The 22,907-nt window shown below is 36.9% G+C and carries 16 protein-coding genes; 10 read left to right on the forward strand and 6 right to left on the reverse strand.

The annotated features are described in order from the left end of the window. From SGJ10_07130 to SGJ10_07140, 3 genes are all read left to right on the forward strand, one after another. A partial coding sequence (locus SGJ10_07130; GenBank protein ID MDZ4757893.1) for a hypothetical protein occupies positions 1-217 on the forward strand: 217 nt, incomplete at its 5' end. Beyond that, on the forward strand, positions 214-432 hold the full coding sequence (locus SGJ10_07135) for a hypothetical protein (GenBank protein MDZ4757894.1): 219 nt from the start codon (positions 214-216) through the stop codon (positions 430-432). The genes SGJ10_07130 and SGJ10_07135, both read left to right, overlap by 4 nt. Positions 433-786: 354 nt before the next feature. Continuing rightward, positions 787-3,456: a DNA gyrase/topoisomerase IV subunit A gene (locus SGJ10_07140; GenBank protein MDZ4757895.1), complete on the forward strand. Its 2,670-nt coding sequence runs from the start codon at positions 787-789 to the stop codon at positions 3,454-3,456. Positions 3,457-3,643: 187 nt separating this feature from the next. On the opposite strand, the gene SGJ10_07145 is transcribed toward SGJ10_07140, so the two are convergent. Next, positions 3,644-4,975: a polysaccharide deacetylase family protein gene (locus SGJ10_07145; protein MDZ4757896.1), complete on the reverse strand. Its 1,332-nt coding sequence runs from the start codon at positions 4,973-4,975 to the stop codon at positions 3,644-3,646. A 73-nt stretch (positions 4,976-5,048) separates the two neighbouring features. Here SGJ10_07145 and gmd point away from each other — a divergent pair, with 73 nt between their 5' ends. The 4 genes from gmd to SGJ10_07165 all read left to right on the forward strand — a co-directional run bounded on the left by gmd (position 5,049) and on the right by SGJ10_07165 (position 8,186). After that, positions 5,049-6,182: a GDP-mannose 4,6-dehydratase gene (gene gmd / locus SGJ10_07150; GenBank protein ID MDZ4757897.1), complete on the forward strand. Its 1,134-nt coding sequence runs from the start codon at positions 5,049-5,051 to the stop codon at positions 6,180-6,182. Between the two features lie 24 nt (positions 6,183-6,206). Further along, entirely contained in the window at positions 6,207-6,503 is a 297-nt protein-coding gene (locus SGJ10_07155; GenBank protein ID MDZ4757898.1) for a 2TM domain-containing protein, read from the forward strand. Between the two features lie 3 nt (positions 6,504-6,506). Further along, complete coding sequence (locus SGJ10_07160; protein MDZ4757899.1) at positions 6,507-7,193, forward strand: ComF family protein; 687 nt, start codon at positions 6,507-6,509, stop codon at positions 7,191-7,193. Between the two features lie 72 nt (positions 7,194-7,265). After that, the gene (locus tag SGJ10_07165; protein MDZ4757900.1) at positions 7,266-8,186 is read left to right on the forward strand and encodes a DUF6089 family protein; all 921 of its coding nucleotides are present in this window, start codon (positions 7,266-7,268) and stop codon (positions 8,184-8,186) included. An 88-nt stretch (positions 8,187-8,274) separates the two neighbouring features. Here the strand turns inward: SGJ10_07165 and SGJ10_07170 are convergent, their stop codons facing one another. Then, entirely contained in the window at positions 8,275-9,978 is a 1,704-nt protein-coding gene (locus SGJ10_07170) for a formate--tetrahydrofolate ligase (GenBank protein MDZ4757901.1), read from the reverse strand. A gap of 423 nt (positions 9,979-10,401) precedes the next feature. On the opposite strand from SGJ10_07170, the gene SGJ10_07175 reads away from it, so the two are divergent. Further along, positions 10,402-10,809 carry a T9SS type A sorting domain-containing protein gene (locus SGJ10_07175; GenBank protein MDZ4757902.1) on the forward strand — a complete coding sequence of 136 codons (408 nt, stop codon included), beginning with the start codon at positions 10,402-10,404 and terminating at the stop codon, positions 10,807-10,809. 515 nt (positions 10,810-11,324) lie between these two features. On the opposite strand, the gene SGJ10_07180 is transcribed toward SGJ10_07175, so the two are convergent. From SGJ10_07180 to SGJ10_07195, 4 genes are all read right to left on the reverse strand, one after another. Beyond that, complete coding sequence (locus tag SGJ10_07180; GenBank protein ID MDZ4757903.1) at positions 11,325-14,381, reverse strand: ATP-binding protein; 3,057 nt, start codon at positions 14,379-14,381, stop codon at positions 11,325-11,327. A gap of 5 nt (positions 14,382-14,386) precedes the next feature. Continuing rightward, positions 14,387-17,365 carry a TonB-dependent receptor plug domain-containing protein gene (locus tag SGJ10_07185; GenBank protein ID MDZ4757904.1) on the reverse strand — a complete coding sequence of 993 codons (2,979 nt, stop codon included), beginning with the start codon at positions 17,363-17,365 and terminating at the stop codon, positions 14,387-14,389. Between the two features lie 8 nt (positions 17,366-17,373). Further along, the gene (locus tag SGJ10_07190) at positions 17,374-18,252 is read right to left on the reverse strand and encodes a T9SS type A sorting domain-containing protein (protein ID MDZ4757905.1); all 879 of its coding nucleotides are present in this window, start codon (positions 18,250-18,252) and stop codon (positions 17,374-17,376) included. 171 nt (positions 18,253-18,423) lie between these two features. Then, positions 18,424-20,973, reverse strand: a complete 2,550-nt coding sequence (locus SGJ10_07195; GenBank protein MDZ4757906.1) for a phospholipase D-like domain-containing protein — start codon at positions 20,971-20,973, stop codon at positions 18,424-18,426. Between the two features lie 176 nt (positions 20,974-21,149). On the opposite strand from SGJ10_07195, the gene SGJ10_07200 reads away from it, so the two are divergent. Then, entirely contained in the window at positions 21,150-21,731 is a 582-nt protein-coding gene (locus SGJ10_07200; GenBank protein MDZ4757907.1) for a non-canonical purine NTP diphosphatase, read from the forward strand. A 771-nt stretch (positions 21,732-22,502) separates the two neighbouring features. After that, positions 22,503-22,757 carry a hypothetical protein gene (locus SGJ10_07205; protein ID MDZ4757908.1) on the forward strand — a complete coding sequence of 85 codons (255 nt, stop codon included), beginning with the start codon at positions 22,503-22,505 and terminating at the stop codon, positions 22,755-22,757. Positions 22,758-22,907 lie beyond the last annotated feature (150 nt).

Raw genomic sequence — 22,907 nt, forward strand, 5'->3', positions numbered from 1 at the left:
CAAAAGTGATCTAACAGGCTTTAAATTAAAAAACGAGATTATTAATTACCTTAAAAATCTTATAAAATTAATGGAAGAAATACATATCGAAAAATTAGAAGCGAAAAGAATTCAACTTCAAAGCAAAATTGATTATTGTGAATACAAAATAAACGAAGTAGTTTACGAATTATATAATATAGAAAAACATGAAATTGATATTATAGAAAGCCTATGAAAAATAATACCGAAAAAAAACTTGATGACGCACTCAATAACGCTGAACAATATATTGAACAGCTAAAAGCCATGGACGATAAAAAACTAAGCAAATACCTCGATTTGTTTCAGCAGCAAATGGAAATGGCTTATAAGCAAAAAAATCATGCAGCATACGAATTGCTGTGCGAATATGAGCGGCAAGTTATTATTGCTAGAGATAGTAAGTATTGAGTAATTTTGCCCGTGGTCGGTGTTATCAACGCACCACCAAGTCTCGACCATGGTTGATGCACCCTCACCCACCCATCAGTTTGCAGCTTTCATATATATAACTGTCTTGTCCTGAAATAGCATTTCACTAAGAAGAAAGAATCATCGTAATCCTGTAATCACATTAATCATAGTTCAGACAGCGAAGCAATAGCGACCCTTGCGTTCCGCCGCGGCGGATTTGCGTCTTCGGGAATGTTAGCTTTTGGAAAGTTTAAAACTTTCCAAAAGCTAACAAAAAACAACAATCCACACACTATTGTGAATTGTTAGCCCGTAAATAAACAATTGTGTGCTTTACTTTTGCCCCTTTCAATGATAGAGGCAGACAATACACATAAAGACGACGACGTTACCCATATAATACCTATTACCGGGCTCTACGAGAATTGGTTTCTCGACTATGCCTCCTACGTAATTCTGGAGCGGGCCGTGCCTCATATCAATGATGGACTAAAGCCTGTGCAACGCCGCATACTCCACGCCATGAAAGAAATGGACGATGGGCGTTTCAACAAAGTGGCGAACATTATTGGGCAGAGCATGCAGTATCACCCACACGGTGATGCCAGTATTGGCGAGGCCATTGTTAACCTCGGTCAGAAAGATTTATTAATTGAAACCCAAGGTAACTGGGGCGATATAAACACTGGCGACGGTGCCGCTGCCGCACGATATATAGAAGCCCGCCTTAGCAAATTTGCTTTAGAGGTTGCTTTCAATCCGCAAACTACACAATGGCAAGCTAGTTACGACGGTCGTAAAAAAGAACCTGTAACCTTGCCTATGAAATTCCCTTTGCTATTGGCACAAGGAGTGGAAGGCATTGCCGTGGGCTTGAGCACCAAAGTATTGCCACATAATTTTTGTGAGTTACTTAAAGGCTGTATCGATATTATTAAAAACAAGCACGTACAATTATTTCCTGATTTTCCAACGGGTGGCTTAATAGACGTAACCAATTATAATGATGGTCGCCGTGGAGGTAAAGTAAGAGTGAGGGCCAAGATAGAAGAGCTCGACAAAAAGACTTTGGTGATTCGTGAAATTCCTTATGGAACTACCACCACTTCTGTAATAGACAGCATAGTAAAAGCCAACGACAATGGCAAAATAAAAGTTAAGAAAGTAACCGACAATACGGCTCAAAATGTTGAGATAGTAGTACATTTAACTCCTGGCGTTTCTCCCGATATTACCATTGATGCCTTGTTTGCATTTACAGAATGTGAGGTTTCTATATCGCCCAACTGTTGTGTTATTAAAGATGAGAAGCCGCAGTTTTTGTGTGTCACTGATTTACTCGAGCATAGTACCAAACATACCCAAGATTTATTAAAGAGAGAACTTGATATAAAACTTGGTGAGTTGCAAGACGATTGGCATCATTCATCATTAGAGAAAGTATTTATTGAGAAACGTATATATAGAGATATAGAAGAATGTAAAACTTGGGAGGCTGTACTCGCCGCCATCGACAAGGGTTTGAAACCTTATAAGAAATTATTCAAACGCGAAATTATCCAAGATGATATATTAAGACTTACGGAGATTCGAATTAAGCGTATCTCGAAGTTTGATGGTTTTAAAGCAAACGAGCATATCAAATCTGTAGAAGAGCAGATGAAGCAAGTGAAATTTGATATCGAACATATTAAAGATTTCACCATTAAGTATTATGAAGGCTTGCTGAAGAAATATGGCAAAGGCCGTGAGCGTAAAACAGAACTTCGCACCTTTGATATTATCAAAGCACAAGTAGTAGCTATCGCCAATCAAAAACTATATGTAAATCGTGAAGAAGGTTTTGTGGGAACCTCACTTAAAAAGGATGAATTCCTCTGCGATTGTTCAGAGTATGATGATATAATAGTTTTTCGCAAAGACGGTAAAATGATTATCAGCAAAGTGGCCGAGAAAACCTTTGTGGGCAAGGACGTAATCCATGTAGATATATTCCGCAAAAACAATGAGCGGATGGTATATAATCTCATCTATCAAGATGGGCAAACCAATATAGCGATGGTGAAACGTTTCAATGTGTCGGGTATTACTCGTGACAAAGAATATGATCTTAGCAAAGGAAATAAAGGAAGCAAAGTATTATACTTTAGTGCAAACGCAAATGCAGAGGCGGAGATAGTAACGGTGTTCCTGCACGCCAATAGTAAAGCCCGTCAAAAAGTATTCGATTACGACTTTGGATTATTGCAAGTAAAAGGCAGAAATGCCCAAGGAAATACCTTAAGTAAACACTTGGTGAAAGCGGTTAAGTTCAAAGAAAAAGGTGCATCATCAATGGGTGGTGTAGATATATGGTATGATATAAATATTGGCAAATTGAATACCGATGGTCGTGGCCGTTTACTTGGTAATTTCGATACCAAAGATCATATATTGGTATTATATAGAGATGGTTCGTATGAGCTTACTAACTTTGAATTGACCAATAGATATGAACCGAACGATATTATAATACTTGAAAAGTTTGACCAAGATAAAGCAGTCTCTGCAGTGCATTACGATGGTGCTTCAGGCAACTACTATGTAAAGCGTTTCTTATTGGAAACTTTATCACAGAATAAAAAGTTCTATTATATATCGGAAGAAGCGGGTAGCAAATTATTAATGGTTACTACGATTGAAGAACCCTTAGTAAAAATTACCAAAGGCCGCAAGAAAACAGAATCAATTACAGAAACATTATCACTTAACGATTTTATAGATATAAAAGGGTGGCGTGCTATGGGCAACCGCATAGCAGCAGCCAAACAATACTTCGATTGTGAGCTATTAGTTCCGAAAGAAAAGGAAGAGAAGAAACCCAAGCTCAAAGAAAGCAAAGAAGTAGTATTTGAAGTACCGGCTGACGATGTATATATGAAAATGCCCAAGCTAAAAGAATTCAAAGAATTTAAACCCAAGAAGGACGACAAAACCAAGAAGGGCGGCAAAGGAGGTGGCGAGCAGAAGCGGTTGTTTTAAATAGGTAACCGTCATTCTGAGTATCCCGAATCTTATTCGGGACTGCGAAGAATCTGTTGAATCGGAGACGTGGTGACGGGAAATCACAAGATGCCTTATCAAATATGTTTTCTTTTATCTTGAGTTAGTTTGTTATGCTGTTCCGATAGTTATCGGGTTTATCGAAGCATAACAAACAATAATACTACTATCCCTGTCGTCTTCGATAATCCCGATAATTATCAGGACAGACTGACAATTCCCATCCATCCCATTCTCCCCATCCAGACAAAGATTCATTATGTGCAATAGTCACAAATGTCCCACCATATTTTTTTACTTCATCTTGCAAATCAGTTATAATAATACTTGCTTGTTCAGGAGTTAATTTCATATAGTTTTTCAAGGTAACATCCATAGCAGCAAATGGTGTAATTTGTAATATAGTTTCTGCTTCGTTTGCGATGTCATACCAATTAAAAGTATGAGCAGTACCTGCCCTAAACCCTACGATGTCATGCCATCCCATTGTATAGTCGTGTGTGATGCCTGCCCGCACTAATTGCTGATAGGTTTGCGGCAATTGCATCCGCAAAAAATGTTGACGTGAACTTGTAACAGGTTTGCCAAGTATGGTTTCCAATCTTTGCTTTTCGGTTTTTATTTTGTCAATATTATTAAATGAATCATAAGAAGGATGTATTCCTATTTCTGCATATTTAGAACATTGTATAATAGTTTCTTTTTGTTCTGGATGTTCAAAAGGTAAATTGGTATCATAGTTTAATTTGTCCCCTAAAAGCCAAAAAATATTTAAATGGATTTGTTTATTTTTATAATAATCTATTGTAGTTGAAAGATTGTCGTGTGGGTCTTTCTCCTTTCCCAACAATACTTTCAAACGTTTAGCTATATTTTTAAATTTGCCCGATAATATATCTTTGACCATACCACCTGCAGATTTAATAAATCCTTTTTCTTTGTATAAATATAGTCGGTCAATATCAATGGTAGCTATGGTATGATATTTAATTTCGGGTATCTGAACCGTAGAAAAAAGTCCTTTCAGCTTTTCCCAAATCATCTGCCGCCATATATCCACCAATGGTTTGGTATGTATATTATATTTGTAAGCAATACTGCTTTTACCACAGAAACGACCATGTAGGTCAGGTGTATATATATTATATTCTTCATATCTACTTATGATATAAAATACCGCCGAAAAAACATCAAAACCTATAATATTGTCATTAAAAAAATTCCTTTGTTTTTGAAAGAATAATTGATAACGATCATCTGATATAATAAATGAGGCATGAATGTTTTGAATACCTGCTTCATTTAACAAGCCATCCGGCAATATTTGCACTGCGTTTTCAAGTTGTTGGATGCTATAATTTATCTTGGAGCCATCGTAATTCTCAAATTCTGTTTCACTTTCTGTAATTTTGTAATTCTCTTGGCCAAATAAGATAGTTGCTGTATAAGCAAGCCTATTGGACGTTTGCGGGCTATATATTAGAATTGTTTCTTTCAAAAAATGGCGACTTGAGTTAAATGTATTAGTTTTGCAAACATAACCCTCAAACTACAATCAGAAAAAGTAATACATGAAAACTGCTCTCATTACAGGAATTACAGGACAAGACGGAGCTTATCTTGCTGAGTTTTTATTAAACAAAGGCTATATGGTACACGGCATTAAACGCCGCAGTTCGTTATTTAACACTGACAGGATAGATCATTTGTATCAAGACCCTCACGAACGAAACTTGAGGTTAAAGTTGCATTATGGCGACCTCACTGACTCTACCAATCTCATTCGCATTGTGCAAGAAACACAACCCGATGAAATATATAATTTAGCAGCACAGAGCCATGTGAAAGTAAGTTTTGAAACCCCTGAGTATACCGCCAATGCTGATGCCTTAGGCACACTCCGTATTCTGGAAGCCGTGCGAGTATGTGGCCTTACCGAGAAAACCCGTGTATATCAAGCATCCACTTCCGAGCTGTATGGGTTGGTGCAGGAAGTGCCCCAAAGTGAAACTACACCATTCTACCCCCGTTCGCCTTACGGAGTTGCAAAGCTTTATGGATTTTGGATTACAGTGAATTACCGCGAAGCATATAATATGTATGCCTGCAACGGGATACTTTTCAACCACGAAAGCCCAGTGCGTGGGGAAACATTTGTAACGCGTAAAATTACCCGTGCCGTTGCACGAATAGCCATGGGCTTGCATGATAAACTTTGGTTGGGGAATTTAGGTGCCAAACGCGATTGGGGCCATGCCAAAGACTATGTGGAAGCCATGTACCTCATGCTGCAACAGGATGTAGCCGAAGATTTTGTAATAGCCACTGGCCAAACAACCCCTGTGCGTGATTTTGTAAAAATGGCCTTTGCCGAAGTAGGGGTGCAGATAGTATTTAAAGGTGATGGCGTAAACGAAATTGGTTTTGTGGCAAGTATTGATACAGCCAAAGCAGCCGAGATGAAAATAGACTTACAAGTAAAACCTGGACAAGAATTGGTAGCAGTGGACCCAATTTATTTCAGACCAACCGAAGTAGATTTATTGATAGGAGATGCTACCAAAGCATACGAAAAATTGGGATGGAAACCAAAATATACCCTACCGATGTTGGTAGCAGATATGGTGCAAAGCGATGTGAAACTGATGCAGAAAGAAAAATTTCTGAAAGACAATGGCTTCAGCACCTTGAACTACTTTGAATAAAAAAATTTAATACCTATTTCAATTATGGAAGAAACAAAGGACGAGCATTTATGGAAACTGGCTTTGAAACGTGCCAATTTCAAAAAGCATCTATTTACTTATATTATAGTGAATGGTTTTTTATGGGCTTTGTGGTTTATGATTGGCAAGAGTGAACCCACTGTAGAAGGAGGGGGATTGCACTTTCCATGGCCCATTTGGACTACCTTGGGTTGGGGTATAGGTGTATTCTTTAACTATCGAGATGCATATAGCGACACCACAAATGCAGCAGAAAAAGAATACCAAAAATTGTTGAACGACAAAAAACACAAAAAATAATTTATGGGTTTATGGGCAGATACCGCAGGATTGCTGTTCCCTAATGCCTGTGCAGGTTGCGGACAATTATTGTTAGCGACCGAAAGCGTAATTTGCTTGGCGTGCAAACACAATTTGCCCTATACTAATTTCCACAAAGACGCCGATAATCCAGTAGCCAAAACCTTTCGAGGCAGAGTGAAAGTAGAAGCAGCTACTTCATTTTTATATTTTCGAAAACTAGGTATCACCCAAAGGTTATTGCATGGCCTCAAATATAAAGGTGATAAGGAAGTAGGAATATGTTTGGGTAACTGGATGGGTTGTGCCCTACAAGAATCGGAAATATATAATAGTATAGATGTGATTGTGCCAGTACCTTTATATCAAAAAAGAGAAAACAAACGAGGGTATAACCAATGCCATATTTTGGCCCAAGGCATTTCGGAGGCCACAAATAAAACTGTAAGTACCACCAATCTGCTGAGGGTAAAAAACAACCGCAGCCAAACAAAGTTAGAACGCTGGACCCGTTGGACGAATGTACAGGAAATCTTTAAACTGGAAGAAGCATCCCAACTCGAAAGCAAACATATATTATTACTTGACGATGTGGTTACCACAGGTGCCACACTCGAAGCATGTGCTGCTTTGCTGGTGCCTTATTGTAAAGTAAGTATTGCTACCTTAGCCATTGCACGCGATTTTTAAAGAGTTTGAATAAACCTTTAAATACATTTTTTTGTCTACTATAAAAAATATTTCAGTTAAATTTGTTGCCCCTTGCTCATCAAACATCTCCATATTTATTTGTTTTCCATTGCCCTGCTATCTGTAGGGGTAGTGAATACCAAAGCCCAAGGCGGTTCAGGATTCAATAGAAACCATGCTTATGAAATAGGCTTGAGCATTGGGCCAACTTATTATCAAGGCGATTTAAGCTATGGACCTGTAACTTTACAAATGGCTAAACTTCATGCAGGGATTTATGGAAGATATTATTTGGGGAATTTCTTAGCAGCCCGCTTAGGTTTTAACTACGCTCGTATAGCTGGCGATGATAAAGTAGCCGGCTCAAAATACGATGAATATATGAATATGAATGATCCTTATAACACCAAGCAGTCCGACTATAGGGATAGGATGAAGAGAAACCTTAATTTTTATTCAAATATCAGAGAAGTGAATTTGATATTTGAATATCATATTTGGAATCCATACAATCATAGGAGGGGCAAATTAATCGTACCCTATGTGTTTGGTGGGATTGCCTATTTTCATTTCAACCCCAAAACGGTTGATCGATATGGTAACGTTGTAGAGCTAAGAAAATTTCAAACAGAAATAAGAAAAACTTATAGTTTAAATCAATGGGCAATTCCTTGTGGCATTGGAGTAAAGATAAATCCTGGAGCAGCATTGAATGTATCTTTCGAGATAGGGTATCGCAAAACCTTCACCGATTGGTTGGACGATGTTCACCATAATTTTGCTGGGCCACCTGCAGCTAACGATATATACCTTCAGCAACTAAGCGACAGATCGGGCGAAGTGGATCCACGATGGGGCAACCTGTGGATGCAAACTTCTAAAAATCCGAATGAATATGTACGTGGGAATCCTAAAGACAAAGATTCATATATACTTTGCTCTATTAATATCACTAAGACTTTTAGTGCACACGGCACTTGTACGAACTTTTAGTGAAGGTGGAAGTAGGAAGTTTGAAGTCCGAAGTTTTAATAGTTGTAATTTCAAACTTCTGTCTTCAAGCTTCCTACTTCATCTCAACTTAAAACAAGCCACCAATTAATCCATTTGCGTCAATATCTATAGCTTCTGCGGCAGGTACTTGGGGCAAGCCAGGCATACGCATCATATCTCCACAAATAGGAATTAAAAAACCAGCACCAGCGGCAAATTCAAATTCACGTACCGTAATTCTGAATCCTTTTGGACGGCCTAATAATTTGGGGTTGTCAGAAAATGAGTATTGTGTTTTGGCCATACAAACTGGAAGTTTGTCCATTCCCAATCTATATATTTTTTTCAAACCTGTTTGTGCTTTGGCAGCATAATCAACACCATCGGCACCGTATATATTTTTGGCAATAGCTTCAATTTTTTGTTCCACACTATCATCCGAGTTATATAATGGTTTGAAATTGCTTTGGTTCAGTGCAATGGTTTCTGTTACTTCATTGGCCAATTGTTCCATGCCTGCACCGCCTTTTTCCCAACCTTCACATATTGCAACTCTTGCACCTATAGATTTTACATGGTTATATACCATATCCAACTCGGCTTGGGTATCGCTAAAGAATTTATTAACTGCTACAACGGCAGGCAAACCAAATTTGCCAATGTTTGCAATATGTTGCTCAAGGTTGGCCATTCCATTTTGTAATGCTTCCAAATTCTCCGTTTTCAATGTATCCATTGTTGCACCTCCATGATATTTGAGAGCTCTAATGGTAGCAACAATAACAACTACTTTAGGTGCTATTTTTCCATAACCGCATTTAATATGAAGAAATTTTTCAGCTCCTAAGTCAGCACCGAATCCTGCTTCAGTTACTACATAATCGGAAAGAGACATACCCATTTTGGTAGCTACCAAGGTATTGGTACCCTGAGCAATATTGGCAAATGGCCCTCCATGTATAATTGCTGGGTTTCCTTCGAGTGTTTGAACCAAATTAGGCATGATCGCATCTTTAAGCAATGCAGCCATTGAACCTTGGGCATTCAACTGTTTGGCGTAAACTGGTTTTCCGGCATAGGTATCACCTATATATATATTGCCAATCTTTGTTTTCAAATCTTCCAAGTTCGATGACAAACAAAGGATAGCCATAATTTCTGAAGCTGCAGTAATGTTGAATCCAGTTTCACGGGGCATGCCTCCTTGTTTGCCACCAAGGGCTACTATAATATTACGAAGGGCACGGTCATTCATATCCATTACACGTTTCCAAACTACTGTTCTTGGGTCAATGCCCAAGTTATTACCCTCTTTGTTTTGTATATTGTTATCTATTAAAGCGGCCAAAAGATTATTGGCTTTTTCGATGGCAGAGAAGTCACCAGTAAAATGTAGGTTGATATCTTCCATAGGCACAACTTGGCTATAACCTCCGCCTGCGGCACCACCTTTAACGCCAAACACAGGGCCTAGGGAAGGTTCTCTGAGAACGGCAGTTGCTTGTTTTCCAATTCTGTTAAGCCCTTCTGTAAGACCAATAGTGGTAGTTGTTTTACCCTCTCCTGCGGGAGTTGGATTAATGGCTGTTACCAAAATCAGGTTTGATTTTTCAGCTTTGGCTGGATCAATTAAAGTTAAAGGTAACTTGGCTTTAAACTTACCATAATGTTCCAGTTGGTCGGCAGCTATTCCTAATTTAATAGCGATGTCGTTGATGTGTTGTAGTTTGGCGGCTTGAGCAATCTCAATGTCCGATGGCACCTTAGATACTTCTATTGTCGTGTTTTCCATTTTATCTGTTTTTTGGGCAAATGTAAGTAGCAAAAGCATTTGTGGGTTTATTAATTTTCTGTGAATGCGGCATGATGCAAATCAGTATTTTTAGCTACCAAATAGCATTGTTTGTTTATCGAATGGCGTGAAAGTGGCTCAAAAAAATATCTTACACAAAATCTTACAATGTGACTTTTCTGTCCATAGATTCAAATTGTTGCTTAAGGGTAAATCGCTTTTCGGTATCTAAACGCCTATAAACGCTAACCATATTAAATATTAGGAGGAATTTAGTAGTGAATCAAATACAAGTGAAAAGTGAATTATATACTTGTAAGATTTTTTAGTACAACGGTATTTAATCCAAGTAGCCCAATCCGAATTTTGTTACATAAGAAAGACGAACGAAAAACACTCAACTCACCTCAAATAATTACTACCATGAAAAATCTAGTCCTAACAATCGCCACCATATTTAGCTTGAATTCATTTGCTACTCAAGCCACTAATTCACTTCCTAAGACAGGTATCCCTACCTCTACTATTAATCTTACTCCCACAACTTCAGTTCCAGCTCCTGTTGTTGCTGCCGAAACCAATGCATCTGTTCAAACAACTATTAGTATGAGTCCTTCACATAATGGTGCAGGTACTGTTCAGGTGCTAAATACCAATCAACCGATAACTATTTCGATAGCTGACCTTAGTGGAAAGAATGTTTTTGAAAAGACCATTTCTGGAAACACTTTCGATTTAGCTGGCACAATGACCACGTCGGGAATCTATATTATATCAATCAAACAAAACGATTCAGTGATAAGCTCTAAAACCTGGATAGTAGCAAAATAATAAAACGCAACTTAAACTCCATAAATCAACTATACAAAATGGCCGTGGTATCATACCGTGGCTTTTTTGTTTATAGATTGCTTGTCCGAAAACTTTTTTCGTTACGCTCTTTAAAAAGAAAGTCATACCGAAACTCAATATATAATAGTCCAAAAGAAAGGGACTAATCCCCCCGCATCCCGATAATTATCGGGATTAAGCGAGGCTTTCGGGATGTAGTTCGGCATTACCATTCTAAAAACTAAATCCGCCACAGGCGGATAACTATTTTAGTTTAAGAATTGGTATAATATCTGACATAATAAATATTTAGTACAGTGTACAAATATTTATTATTTTTGTACACTGTACTAAAATAATACGCAAATGATCAAAAAATACAATTACCCGCACAGTATCACCAATAAGTTTGGTGAGACCCTTCATTTTTTGTCGAGAGAAATAGATGAAAAAGGGGAGTACCTAAAAGTAAGTAACAAGGTGAGTCCAGAAAACCATGAACAGCACATCATAAATTATACTGGCAGTATAATATTAAACTCTGTAAACTCACCTTCCTTACTCTCAACAGAAATAGTACCTCGGTGTGCTTTTATTATATCATAACTCAGGCTCAACCCTAAACCAGTTCCACTACCTGAAGGTTTGGTACTAAAGAAAGGTTCAAAAATTTTCTCTTTTGTTTTTTCAGGTATCCCCATTCCATTGTCCCTCACTTTTAGGATAATTTCTTTGCCCTGCAATAGGGTGCTTACGGACACATTAGGCTTATAAGAACTATCACCATTTTTTTGTTTTTCGGCAACAGCATACAGTGCATTGTTGAATAAATTTAATAATACCCTGCTAATGTCTTGTTGAACTGCATTAAGCTTGGGAATTGAAGGATCAAAGTTTTGAGAAATTTCGCATTGGAATTCGGGTAAGTTGGCTTTGCTCGACTGGAAAGCAAGTTTTATATATTCGTTGCATAAATCATTGATGGACATAGGTTGTTTTTCGCCCGAACCTTTTCGACTATGTTCTAGCATATTCTTTACAATACTACTGGCCCGTTGCCCATGCTCATTTATTTTTCTTAGATTGTTAATTAAATCTTCGATTATTTCTTTGCGTTCGGTATCATCTTTACTATCATTCAAATCATCAATTAATTCTTGAGAAATTTTAGAGAAATTGGTTACAAAATTTAAAGGGTTTTGTATTTCGTGAGCAATGCCAGCAGTCATTTGCCCCAGTGCCGCAAGCTTTTCGCTTTGCACCAGTTGTTCCTGTGTGGTCTTTAGCGTTTCTATTGAGCTACTCAGTTCCGCAGTACGATCCGCTACTACACTTTCGAGTTTTTCGTTAGCTATTACCAAGCGTTTATTATATATTTTGAAGATGAAATATATAAGTATAAACAATAAAAATACATATATAAGTATAGCCCACCAAGTTAAATACCATGGATTTAGAATTCTAAATGTATAGGTAGTTTCACCCGAAGTATTACCTTCAGAATCTTGTCCTTGAACATACAATGTATACAATCCGCCCGATAATCCTTTTAATTCTATATAACTCTGCTTTTGCCAATTACTCCAATTGTTCGAAAGACCATCTATTTTATATCTGTAATTATTACCTTCGGGGTTGATAAATGAATTTATTCCAAATTCTATTCGTATAGCATTGTTCTCGAAATCAATTTTGGGTAACATTGTTTGTTCTAAAGTTTGGTTCCCTTTTTCATCGAAATAAATTCCGTTGTGGGCTATAATATCAGTACCATATTTTACCAAACTGACGTTGGCTATAAGTTTTCTGCTAAGAACTTGTTCTGGCTTCATTCTATATAGCTTCTCTTCGAAAGCCATCCACAATTCATTGCCGCTTTCGCACACAGCCGTAGGTGTCCCACTAATACAATAAGCTGCGGAATGCTCTTCTAATTTATTGTTCACTATATGTTTAAGTCTGCTTTTGGTATATATCCAAATGATGGCAGTAAGTATATTGTTTTTATTTTCTGCACCACCATAAGTTTGCGATAGGAGGTCATCCTTTCTAAAACCAGCACCCTCAATTATATATATATTGTTCTTACTCTGAAACAAGGGTTTACCATCTTTAATTCTAATATATACCTTCCCTGATTTCAGGTCTGAATTATCCGAAATTTTCATCTCAGGGTATTTGAGTAAGCCGCTCAAATAGCTACCAATCCATGCGGTGCCATCAGCATTCTCGTATATGGAGGTAGCTAGTTGATTTAGGTTTTTTAGTTTCCCATCCGATTTTATCTTGCTTCCTTGTATGGTAAATTTCCAGCAGCCCGTTGCAGCAAATGCATATATAGTTCCAGTACGGTTTCCTTTTTGGATATTGGTAAATATTTCTTGTGACACAAGTGGGTTTGCCACAGCTTCAATTATTTGGTATAAACCCGCAGAGGTTGCAACCAATATAATGCCATTCTCCTCATACAAATCCCAACATTCACCATTAATTCCCTTAACAGGTTTCAGTAAATTAGGATGGTTCACATCTATTATATATACACCACTTGTAGTAGCTAAATACAAATTACTTCCTTCCAAATGCATATCGGTTCCATGTCCGTTGAAATCCAGATTTGGAAATGATTGAATTGGTAAATTCAATAGAACATGCGACAATCCTTTGGCATGGCCTACCCATAAATTCCCTTCGGCATCGAGGTATATACTATATATTTCGTTTGAGGGTAATGCCAAACTATATATTTCTGAACCATCGTTGCCAAATATTTTAACACCATCGTGCAGGGTTCCTATCACATACTGTTGATTTTTGAATTTACAAAAAGCAGTAGTACCTTTTTTTGCAAAAGAATTCAGTGACGAAGTTTGGCCAGCCGATAAATTATCTTTGAAATTAAAAATGCCATTATAATTGGAAAGGATAGTTAATCCTTTTGTAGTAAGCATACCACCAATTATATCATATTTTTCAAGTCCGATTGCTGTTTTATAAGGGCTAAAATTACCGTGCTGAATAATGCCAAGTCCCTTGCCAATTACATTCACATATAAGTATTTATCATCAGTAAATGCTCCTGCATATTCGCCAGCATTGGGAAGTACGAGCGTTTGATATTCATTGCCCGATTTTTTTACGGTAACCAAATGTTTACGCATATAAAAATATATATCATCGCCAGCAATAAATACATTTTCATCGCCGCCTGTTTTTTTATCGCTCAGGCTATTTTGATTGAGTAAACTACTATATGCAGCCGATCCATCTTGCTTGAACTCAAGGATACCGAAATCGCCCAAGCAAGCTATATATAAATCGCCACTCTTACTAAATGCTAAGTGTCTAGCCGCAGTTGGCGTTCTATATAAGGTCCAATTATTTCCATCAAAACGTATAATACCCTCATTATTGGCAAACCAGATCCGACCATAATTATCTTCTTTAGCATCCCATATTTTTTGTTCACCTTTATAATCTTTATTGGTATAATGATGCGTTATAAACTGTTGTGAAAATGAATTTATGCAAGCACAAAGTATGATATATAGAAGTATGGTTATTTTACGCATAATAATTATTTTAACAAATCATCGTATAATATGGAGAAATAGAAAATGGCACCAACAGTAGGCCCACCAATAGATTGCACGTAACGAACATTGGTAACATTGCTGCCACCTAACTTGAGCATGGTATTATATTTTTTGCTCAAATGATAGGTAAATGCAATATCGAGTGTATAATAGGATGGCACGTTCCCTTTCTTGGTATACTCTTCATAATAGTATCCTTGTACCCATCTGTAGATAGCAGAAAATCCAATTTTTTTCCAGAGTTTAGTTCCATTGATACCCACATTGAATTTATTTTTTGGGGTATTAAATCGCACAATAAAATCTTGGGCTAAATATTCATTGGTTTCCTGCAATATATTATAAGTGTAGTTTCCAAAAACTGTTATTCTTCTGGAATAATAATAATTTGTAGAAACCGTTGTTCCGTATGTATTAACAGGTATTTGAGAGTTTATTGACCTGCGGTAAAAAATAGTGCTATGCGGCCTTTGATCGGATAATAGTGCAGCACTAATTTGAGTTTTTGACGGATTAGCGGGGCCAATATATTGCTGTGAAGTAATGAGGTTTTGATAGCGATTATAATATAATACAATGTCAGTTTCAAATTTCTTAAAGGTAAACCCACGCCATCCTATTTCAAAAGCCTTCACCTCTTCGGGTTTAAGATCTTTAATGGAGGGTTTTACCAATACACGAGAATCGCCACTTGCTAAATATTGATTAACGGAATTTTGTGTGTATACATTGATAAAATCGGGGCCATTGGGTTGTTTGTGGATTAATCCCAAGTCGACCGCGGTTTGATAGAATGCTCCAAAATTTCGTAATCGCGGAATAAAAATATTATTAAACTGATCGTACAACGAAGGCATTTTATATCCTATTTGGGCCGACATGCGAACATTATATTGCTTACGTTTACCCAATAGGAACACACCTGATATTCGTGGACTCAACTTTAAATCGAATCTTTGCATTTTATCTACCCTGGCCGATGCCTGTACTTTTATTCTCTTATCATAAAAGTCTTTTCCTGCCTGCACAAACCCGCCAATTTCCTTAGAATATATTCTGGTGTTTTTATCAGTTAAGAATGAACCTTGTGTATTGGGAGCATACAATCGAAAATTAGTTCCAGCTAGTAAAGAGAATTTTTTGAAGACATCTTTAAAGTCATATATATATTCGCTATACAAAACTTTTGAATGGCTATAAAATTGGCTACCCGATGAATCATTATGCGTAGTAACATAGTTAAAGGCTGAATCGAATTCTTTGGTACCAGGGGTTAAACGGGCTTGTCCTGCCATCAATGCACTTAAACCAGCGTCTTGTGGGAAATTCAATTTATACAATGCACTTAATTTAGTGTTGTCACCGTCAGCAAATTTGCGGGCTGCAGCATCGTCGCCGGCAGGTATATTAGCCAATCCCAAATTCTTTGCGTTGTTAAGGTTATTATATTGACCTGTATAGGCCAATAGGTATTGTACATACCAGTTTTGGTCATTTTTTGTGCCTTGATTTATTTTGATTGCACTTGAATTAAAATCATAACTGGTTCCTGCGTTTTCTGCACTTAAATAAGTTCTGAAAACATGGTTGCGATTTTTAGCTTCTAGCTTGTGCATTTGTATGATGAAATTCTGCACCTGTGTTCGGTTTTCGGTTTGGAAATTTGCATTGCCCATACCCAATCTCGATGTCCACGATATTTCCGTATTTTTATTGGGTCTATAATATATTCCAGCATCCGTTTTAAAACTATATATATCGTAATTAAGCACCTCAGATTCTTTGTATCCGGTTCTTGCTATTTTTAAAGGTTTTTTTATTACATTAGTGGGGGGGCCGAGTATTTTGCTAGTAGAATCAAAGATTTTGTACTCTTCGTCACCACCTACATTTACGCCATCGTATCCTGGGTTTCCCGCTCCTGGTTTATAACCATAGTCGGTATTGTTTCTACTAGTACTATAATCAGATATATCATTATAATCGCTGGCATGCCAATCTTTGCCCTTCATATAATTTATTACTACTTTATACGCCAGTTTTTTGTTAATGGTATTTGCATATCTCAAACTCAAATCATAAAAGGGACTAAGCTGCTCGTCAATACCATCTACATGGTTCATCCCTGTTTTAAAATTCGCACTCATTCCTTTATATTGGAAGGGGTTTTTGGAAGAGGTATTGGTAAGCCCGTTTAGTGCATTGGGGCCATATAAAGCACCAGAAGCACCTGCTACCAATTCAGTCTTTTCTATATCCAAATCTATGGGACCATTTAATTGAACCAAGGTAGTACTGAAACCGGGTAAGGCCAATTCCATATTGTCATATCGTTGTATAAAACGGAGGTTATATGCCGAGTTAAACCCACGTGTATTAATTACTTTAAAATTAAAACTGGTAGTTATTGCATCGACCCCTGCTAAGTTGGTAATTCTATCATAGGAATTTAATCCCGGATTGTATTGAAGTTGTTTGGGGTCTATTGTTTCAACTGTGGCAGGGCTTTCAAATTTAAGTTCCCTTTTGCGGGATGCCGACACTATTATTTCCTTAATAACTTCATACTTTTGTGTAAGTTTAAAATTTATATAGGTTGAAGTTTCATCAACCCATGCTGTATCATTTTCAAACCCATTATACACACATACCAATGCGGCTTTTCTGTTGGTTAAATTTAATTTAATAAAGAATACGCCTTGGTCATTGGTATAAACTATATTTTGTGTACCTAACTCTTTAATAGAAGCCAATGCCAAAAATTCATTATCCATAAGTGACCTTACTGTTCCATATAGTATACGAGAATTTAATGCACCTTCTGCATTGCCAGTGGTGTCAGGTGTTTCAACACGGTGTCTTCGTGAGTTGGAACGATAATCTTGGCTGTGTGCAGTGTGAATAATAAAAACCACACCCACAAGCAATGATAACTTATTCCAAATATTTTTGGCCTGCATGAAAAAAATTATTCGATAATAATTTTATGGGTAATTGTATTTTTATCAGAGGTAACATTCAATATATAAATACCTGATTTAAATGTACTAGTTTGAATAGTTACATTATTGCATGTACTATATATTTGTGTATATATATTTTTGCCTTGTATATCAGTAATTGCGATATATACATTTCCCTCCAAATTGCCCAATTCCAAATTCAACATATCTTTTGCAGGATTGGGATAAATACCTATTTCATTTTGAGTTTGTGCAATGATACCTGTATTGCCTCCCACAAAGTCTGCATCGTCAATTGTAAGTTTGCTCCCAGCCTGATTTGCCGACAAAGAACTTGAAACAAACAACACAATTGCGGTATCGGGGGCATTATTACTCAGGTACATAATGTCCACATCCTTTTTGGTGTATGTAGTTGTAGAGCCGGTCATTGGTCCCACACCCAGTCCTACCGTATCGGTCTTTTTGGTGCTACTATTCCACCGGGTTAGTGTTACTAGAGCAATAGCTGAATCGGTTCCCTTGGGCACATATTTATACCAAAAAACCATTTTGTCGGGGCGTTTAGTATAGGGTGCACCCATAGTAGGGTTAAAGTTAGCAAACCTACCTAAAAAAATAGAACCTGTATAGTCGGGAATTGGCTGACCTGGAGGTTTGATATTTACCTTTATCGTATTCACTTCACATGCAAAGCTACCACCATGTGCATCCGTTGATTTGTATACCGACTGCGAATTGCCGAGGAACATTAGCAAGTTGGTGGATACCCAAGAATTGGCTTCACTTCCAGTCCAGTTCTCAAAACTGCCGTTAGGGACTTGGCCAAAAGCCACATTGCCCATCAATAGGGCAATAGCAATGATTTGTAATTTATATTTCATGATTTTATTTTTAGTTTCCACAGCAAATAAAACCAATTGGCTTCAAACCAGCAATATTATTTTGTGATTTGTAGGTTAACGATTTCTCATGACACTATCCCAATTGAGGGAAATAATACCAATTCTTAAACTAAAAACAAGAGATTAGGATTTCTAAATAGGTATTATATATTAATTGTGCTTTACCACAAACTTACTACTTTGTCCGTTAATATATATATAATAAATTCCATTGGCTAAATTTGAAATTGGAATTTGCAAAGTATTATTTAAACTATTGGTAGTAAATATTAATTCTCCCAAAGTATTATATATATTTATGGTGTTTTTTATTTGTTTGCTTTCAATGGTTATATACTCATTTGCTGGATTGGGATAAAGCATAAAACTAATTCGCTCGGGCATACTTGCTATTCCATTAAAGCTTCCTACATTAATGGTTTGTTGTTCCACATCGGTAAGTGTACCATCGGTGGCAGTAAGCTTTACAGTGTATATTCCTGCAGCAGTATAATAATGCAAAGGATTAGTTGTAGTAGCGGTTTGACCATCGCCAAAATCCCAAGTGTAGTTTGTTACATTTTTAATGGTAGTTAGGTTTCTAAAGTTGATACTATCAAAAGGATTGGGCTTATAGTTCGTTGCTTTAAAATTTGCAAAACCATGAATTCCTGTTCCACCTACTTCTATATATCGAGCCATAAATTCTTGATAGTATAAGTTGGCAATGGTATCATCGTGTATCACCAAAGTGTTTTCATCATTGTCAGTTTCGGCATTACCGCTCCAGTTGTGAGAACCTGTCAATACTATTGGATCCGATGTTTCACTATTACAATCAACTATCAAATATTTGCTGTGCAATTGCGATGATTTATTATTGGCTTTCATGCGGGTACTATATACATTGGCGGCGGCCAAAATATTGAACACATTCACTGCGGCAGGGCTTCCTGCAGTATCGTCAACTATGCCAGCACCATATACATTGGCATAAGCACGGTTACGCAAGGCAGTAGCAATGTCGCTGCGGGTGAAGGATAGTACACAATGGTATTCATCTTTGTTTGCGGTATTTGCAGTATTTATTATATGAGCAGTTGTATGGTCGCTCGGACTAAAATATTGTTCTACCCAACGGCCTCCTATATTAAATTCGTGGGGTGTATTGTCAGCTTTTGCAGCACCAAATTTAGCTTTTGCGGCATCGGGTTTTAAGCCATTACTTCCAAACATTTCTTCAAATTCTATAGTATATGCTTTGGCCAAAGTTTGGTCTTGTATAAACAATACATTATTACGATCGGCTAGTATTTGTGCTTTGGTTAAATTGCACGATCCACCCCATAACCAAGCATTGTTTGGGTCAGCGTCATTGGCATCAATAATCATAAATTTATCGTGCATGATGTTGGAACTTTGCACCGGTCTTTGTATCACTCCTATATTTGCATCCAAACTAGCAAGCCCCACGCTAGCTGTAGATCCATCACCTACTACACGCACTTTTACACCGCGAGCATAAGCATTATTCAATGCGGCCACAAAATCGCTCAAGCCCGATGGATTTATATTATATATAGCCAAATCTAAAGTATGCTGGGCCATATTTATATAATTGATTAAAGTATCGGCAAAAGTTTTATTTAAATATATGGCATTTTTAAAAGTTGCCACACTGTTATCAACTGGCTGCGTAAAATATATTCTTATTTCTCCTGTTGATTTGCTAGCTGTAGCCAACCTCATTGTACGCGAAACCGATACACCATTTGCATTGGTAGATGTTGCAGTTAAATAATATATAGTAGCTGGCGTTAAATTTTTCAAAGTATATATATGATTTTTTGTTAAGGTAGAATCACCTACCGAAATACTTAGTGCTGTATTTGTATCATAATCCAAACGCGTACTTCCATCATTTTGTGTTTGAAAACTTAGTGTTATACTATCTTGTCCAATATTGATGGCGTAAGGGTCTGAAAGAAAATTGGGCAAAGGGGGTAATACGAAATCTTCATACAAACGTACCAAAAACTGGAAGCCTGTGGTAAGTGTTGTATCATAATACTTGGGGTCGGTGGTGGTGCCTCCACCAGGAAGTGTACCATTATTAAATATACTGATAATGCCCACCAAAGAAAAAGTTCCTGAGGGTACATTTTTATTAATAATATCGCCATAACCTGCAGTGGGATTGGTAACACGCATAGGTGTTCCACTTGATGAATTCAAACAATAATTTGTATTGCCCGCAAAACTTGAGGGTGTATTACCGCAGTTACTTCCCGATATAGTTTTAATAGAAGTAACATTATTTAATTGCACCAAACTTCCTTCATATTTAAAAGCAAAGGCTGCATTAAAAGGATAATTGAATTGTATGGGAGCAGGCATGGGCAAACCTTTTTGTATAACCTTAATTGTAACATTATTCGATATCTGCAACAGATTATTAAAGTGTCCTAAGTCACCCGCTACTTCCACACTGTCGCCTCGTTCAAGTGTGCCAATAGTGGTAGAATATATACCGATACCAGCAGTGCCATCCTGCACAAAACGGGAAGTGCCCAGTTCGCCGCCATTGGTGATTATGCCTCTTACGGTTACATTCGTTCCTAAAGCCTTAGTGCGGGCTTCTGCAATTGTTATATACTGGGCTTGTGCATATACGGTACTTAGCGTTAGCAATATCAATAATTTACTTTTTAATTGAAACATTTTTTTTATATTAGATTGCAAATTTAGTGATTTTAGGTAATACAATTGTTAATTGTTCCCGCCGCGGCGGGGTTAATGAATAATGCCATGCCATGCGGCGGCAGATAGATTTGTCAAATCTGTGCTTCCTAATTCGTTTCGCCCCGGCGAACGACATTCGTACTTATATTTGCGAGATGGAAACAGAACTCATCTTCGCTACCCACAATCTTCACAAATTGCAGGAAGTACAATCCATGTTGCCTGATAAAATTAATTTAGTATCGCTCGATGAATATGGAATTATGCAAGAGATTCCCGAAACGGGTGATACACTCGAAGAGAATGCTTTAATCAAATGTAAATTTGTATATAATAAAACCGGGCAAGCATGTTTCGCTGATGATACAGGACTAGAAGTAGAAGCCCTAAACGGACGACCCGGAGTATATAGTGCTCGATATGCCAGTTTGCAAAAAAATGATGATGCTAATATCCAAAAACTATTGGTTGAATTGGAAGGAAAAGAAAATCGCAAAGCCCGTTTTCGTACCGTGATACAATTAGCTTGGGATGACGAATATTATATATTTGAAGGGATTGTAAATGGACACATAACGAATGAACCTATTGGTTTTAGTGGATTTGGCTACGACCCTGTATTTATCCCTGAAGGTCAGGAACGCACTTTTGCCGAAATGGAACTGAGCGAAAAAAACACGATGAGCCACAGGGCGAGGGCATTTGAGAAATTGGTGGAGTGGTTGGGGGGGAGGTAGTATCAGGTAGTTTGTATAAAGTAGTTAACAAGTACTCCTAATTGTTAATCGGTTTGAAGCAACAGATTTTTTATATTATATTTGCATCATTAATAAACTATACAACGATGAAACCAGTAGAGATAAATACAACGCTAATTGACGGATATTTGCAAATGCTAGATAATCTTAGCACAATAACAAACTTGACTTGATTTCAAAACTCACGCTTTCAGTAAAGGCCGATAATGCCGATAAGAAAAAATCTTTCTATAGTTCTTTTGGTGCCTAGGATTCAAAACAATCTGCAGACGAAATTATTAGTGATATAAAAAATAGCAGGAACTTTAATAGGAAGGTTGAAGGGTTTTGTTATTGATAAAGTAAATTTATAGCAACAAAAGTTCATCTTAATGGATTCAAATACTTTAACATAATGTGTTACATTTGTAGCAGCCATATTAGCCATAGCATATCCTATATTATTTCAAGTTGTTTCAAGCTTAGATGAAAAGTACTCTTCCCTTTATGTGGTTCAACTTTTAAAAAAAGAAAAGCACGCAAAATATTTTACTGCTGCATTATACATTTCATTAGTTTCTATTCTCTTATCGATTGGTCAATTTCAACCACGAATTAAAATTGAAGGTGTCAATTGTGTTAATTGGATAATAAGTAATTCCGCTATCGTTCTCGTCTTAGCTTCTACAGTTGTATTAATTATTTTCTTTATTCTATACATAAAACTAATCTTAAAGTATTATACCCCTTCAGAATTTTTAGATTATTTAATTGATAAACATAATAACAGAAAAGATATATAGAAAAATTTGGGAAAATTTAAAACTAGTTCTCAAATTTGAAAGAGTTGACTTTATTTTATATTATTGGAAAGAAGCATACGATTATTTTAGGATTGATTTAAATATTAATGAAAGAGATTGGTCGAACATCACAAAAGAAGACGAAAAAATGGATGAAGAGAGAAGTAGATTCATGGAGTTTCATTATGCTTTAGGTCCTTTTAATTTACAAGAATTGTTATAGCTGTGTCAAGAGCTTATTTGGGAGTATAAAGTAGATTGTTGAAGTTTATTTTAACGGAAGTTAAAACATACTTTATAGCAACAGCAGAAGTTTGCCTAATAAAAGCCCCAAAATGTAGCCACTAAAAGTTGATAACTTTGTTAATAAATA

The organism is Bacteroidota bacterium (genome assembly GCA_034439655.1).
Classification (GTDB): Bacteria; Bacteroidota; Bacteroidia; order UKL13-3; family UKL13-3; genus CANJUD01.

What these genes read in the sequence shown, in the direction of transcription:
- SGJ10_07200 (MDZ4757907.1), top strand. Translation starts at nt 21,150, where the DNA reads ATGGAAACAGAACTCATCTTCGCTACCCACAATCTTCACAAATTGCAG.
- SGJ10_07190 (MDZ4757905.1), bottom strand. Translation starts at nt 18,252, where the DNA reads ATGAAATATAAATTACAAATCATTGCTATTGCCCTATTGATGGGCAAT.
- SGJ10_07195 (MDZ4757906.1), bottom strand. Translation starts at nt 20,973, where the DNA reads ATGTTTCAATTAAAAAGTAAATTATTGATATTGCTAACGCTAAGTACC.
- SGJ10_07185 (MDZ4757904.1), bottom strand. Translation starts at nt 17,365, where the DNA reads ATGCAGGCCAAAAATATTTGGAATAAGTTATCATTGCTTGTGGGTGTG.
- SGJ10_07155 (MDZ4757898.1), top strand. Translation starts at nt 6,207, where the DNA reads ATGGAAGAAACAAAGGACGAGCATTTATGGAAACTGGCTTTGAAACGT.
- SGJ10_07170 (MDZ4757901.1), bottom strand. Translation starts at nt 9,978, where the DNA reads ATGGAAAACACGACAATAGAAGTATCTAAGGTGCCATCGGACATTGAG.
- gmd (MDZ4757897.1), top strand. Translation starts at nt 5,049, where the DNA reads ATGAAAACTGCTCTCATTACAGGAATTACAGGACAAGACGGAGCTTAT.
- SGJ10_07175 (MDZ4757902.1), top strand. Translation starts at nt 10,402, where the DNA reads ATGAAAAATCTAGTCCTAACAATCGCCACCATATTTAGCTTGAATTCA.
- SGJ10_07180 (MDZ4757903.1), bottom strand. Translation starts at nt 14,381, where the DNA reads ATGCGTAAAATAACCATACTTCTATATATCATACTTTGTGCTTGCATA.
- SGJ10_07160 (MDZ4757899.1), top strand. Translation starts at nt 6,507, where the DNA reads ATGGGTTTATGGGCAGATACCGCAGGATTGCTGTTCCCTAATGCCTGT.
- SGJ10_07135 (MDZ4757894.1), top strand. Translation starts at nt 214, where the DNA reads ATGAAAAATAATACCGAAAAAAAACTTGATGACGCACTCAATAACGCT.
- SGJ10_07140 (MDZ4757895.1), top strand. Translation starts at nt 787, where the DNA reads ATGATAGAGGCAGACAATACACATAAAGACGACGACGTTACCCATATA.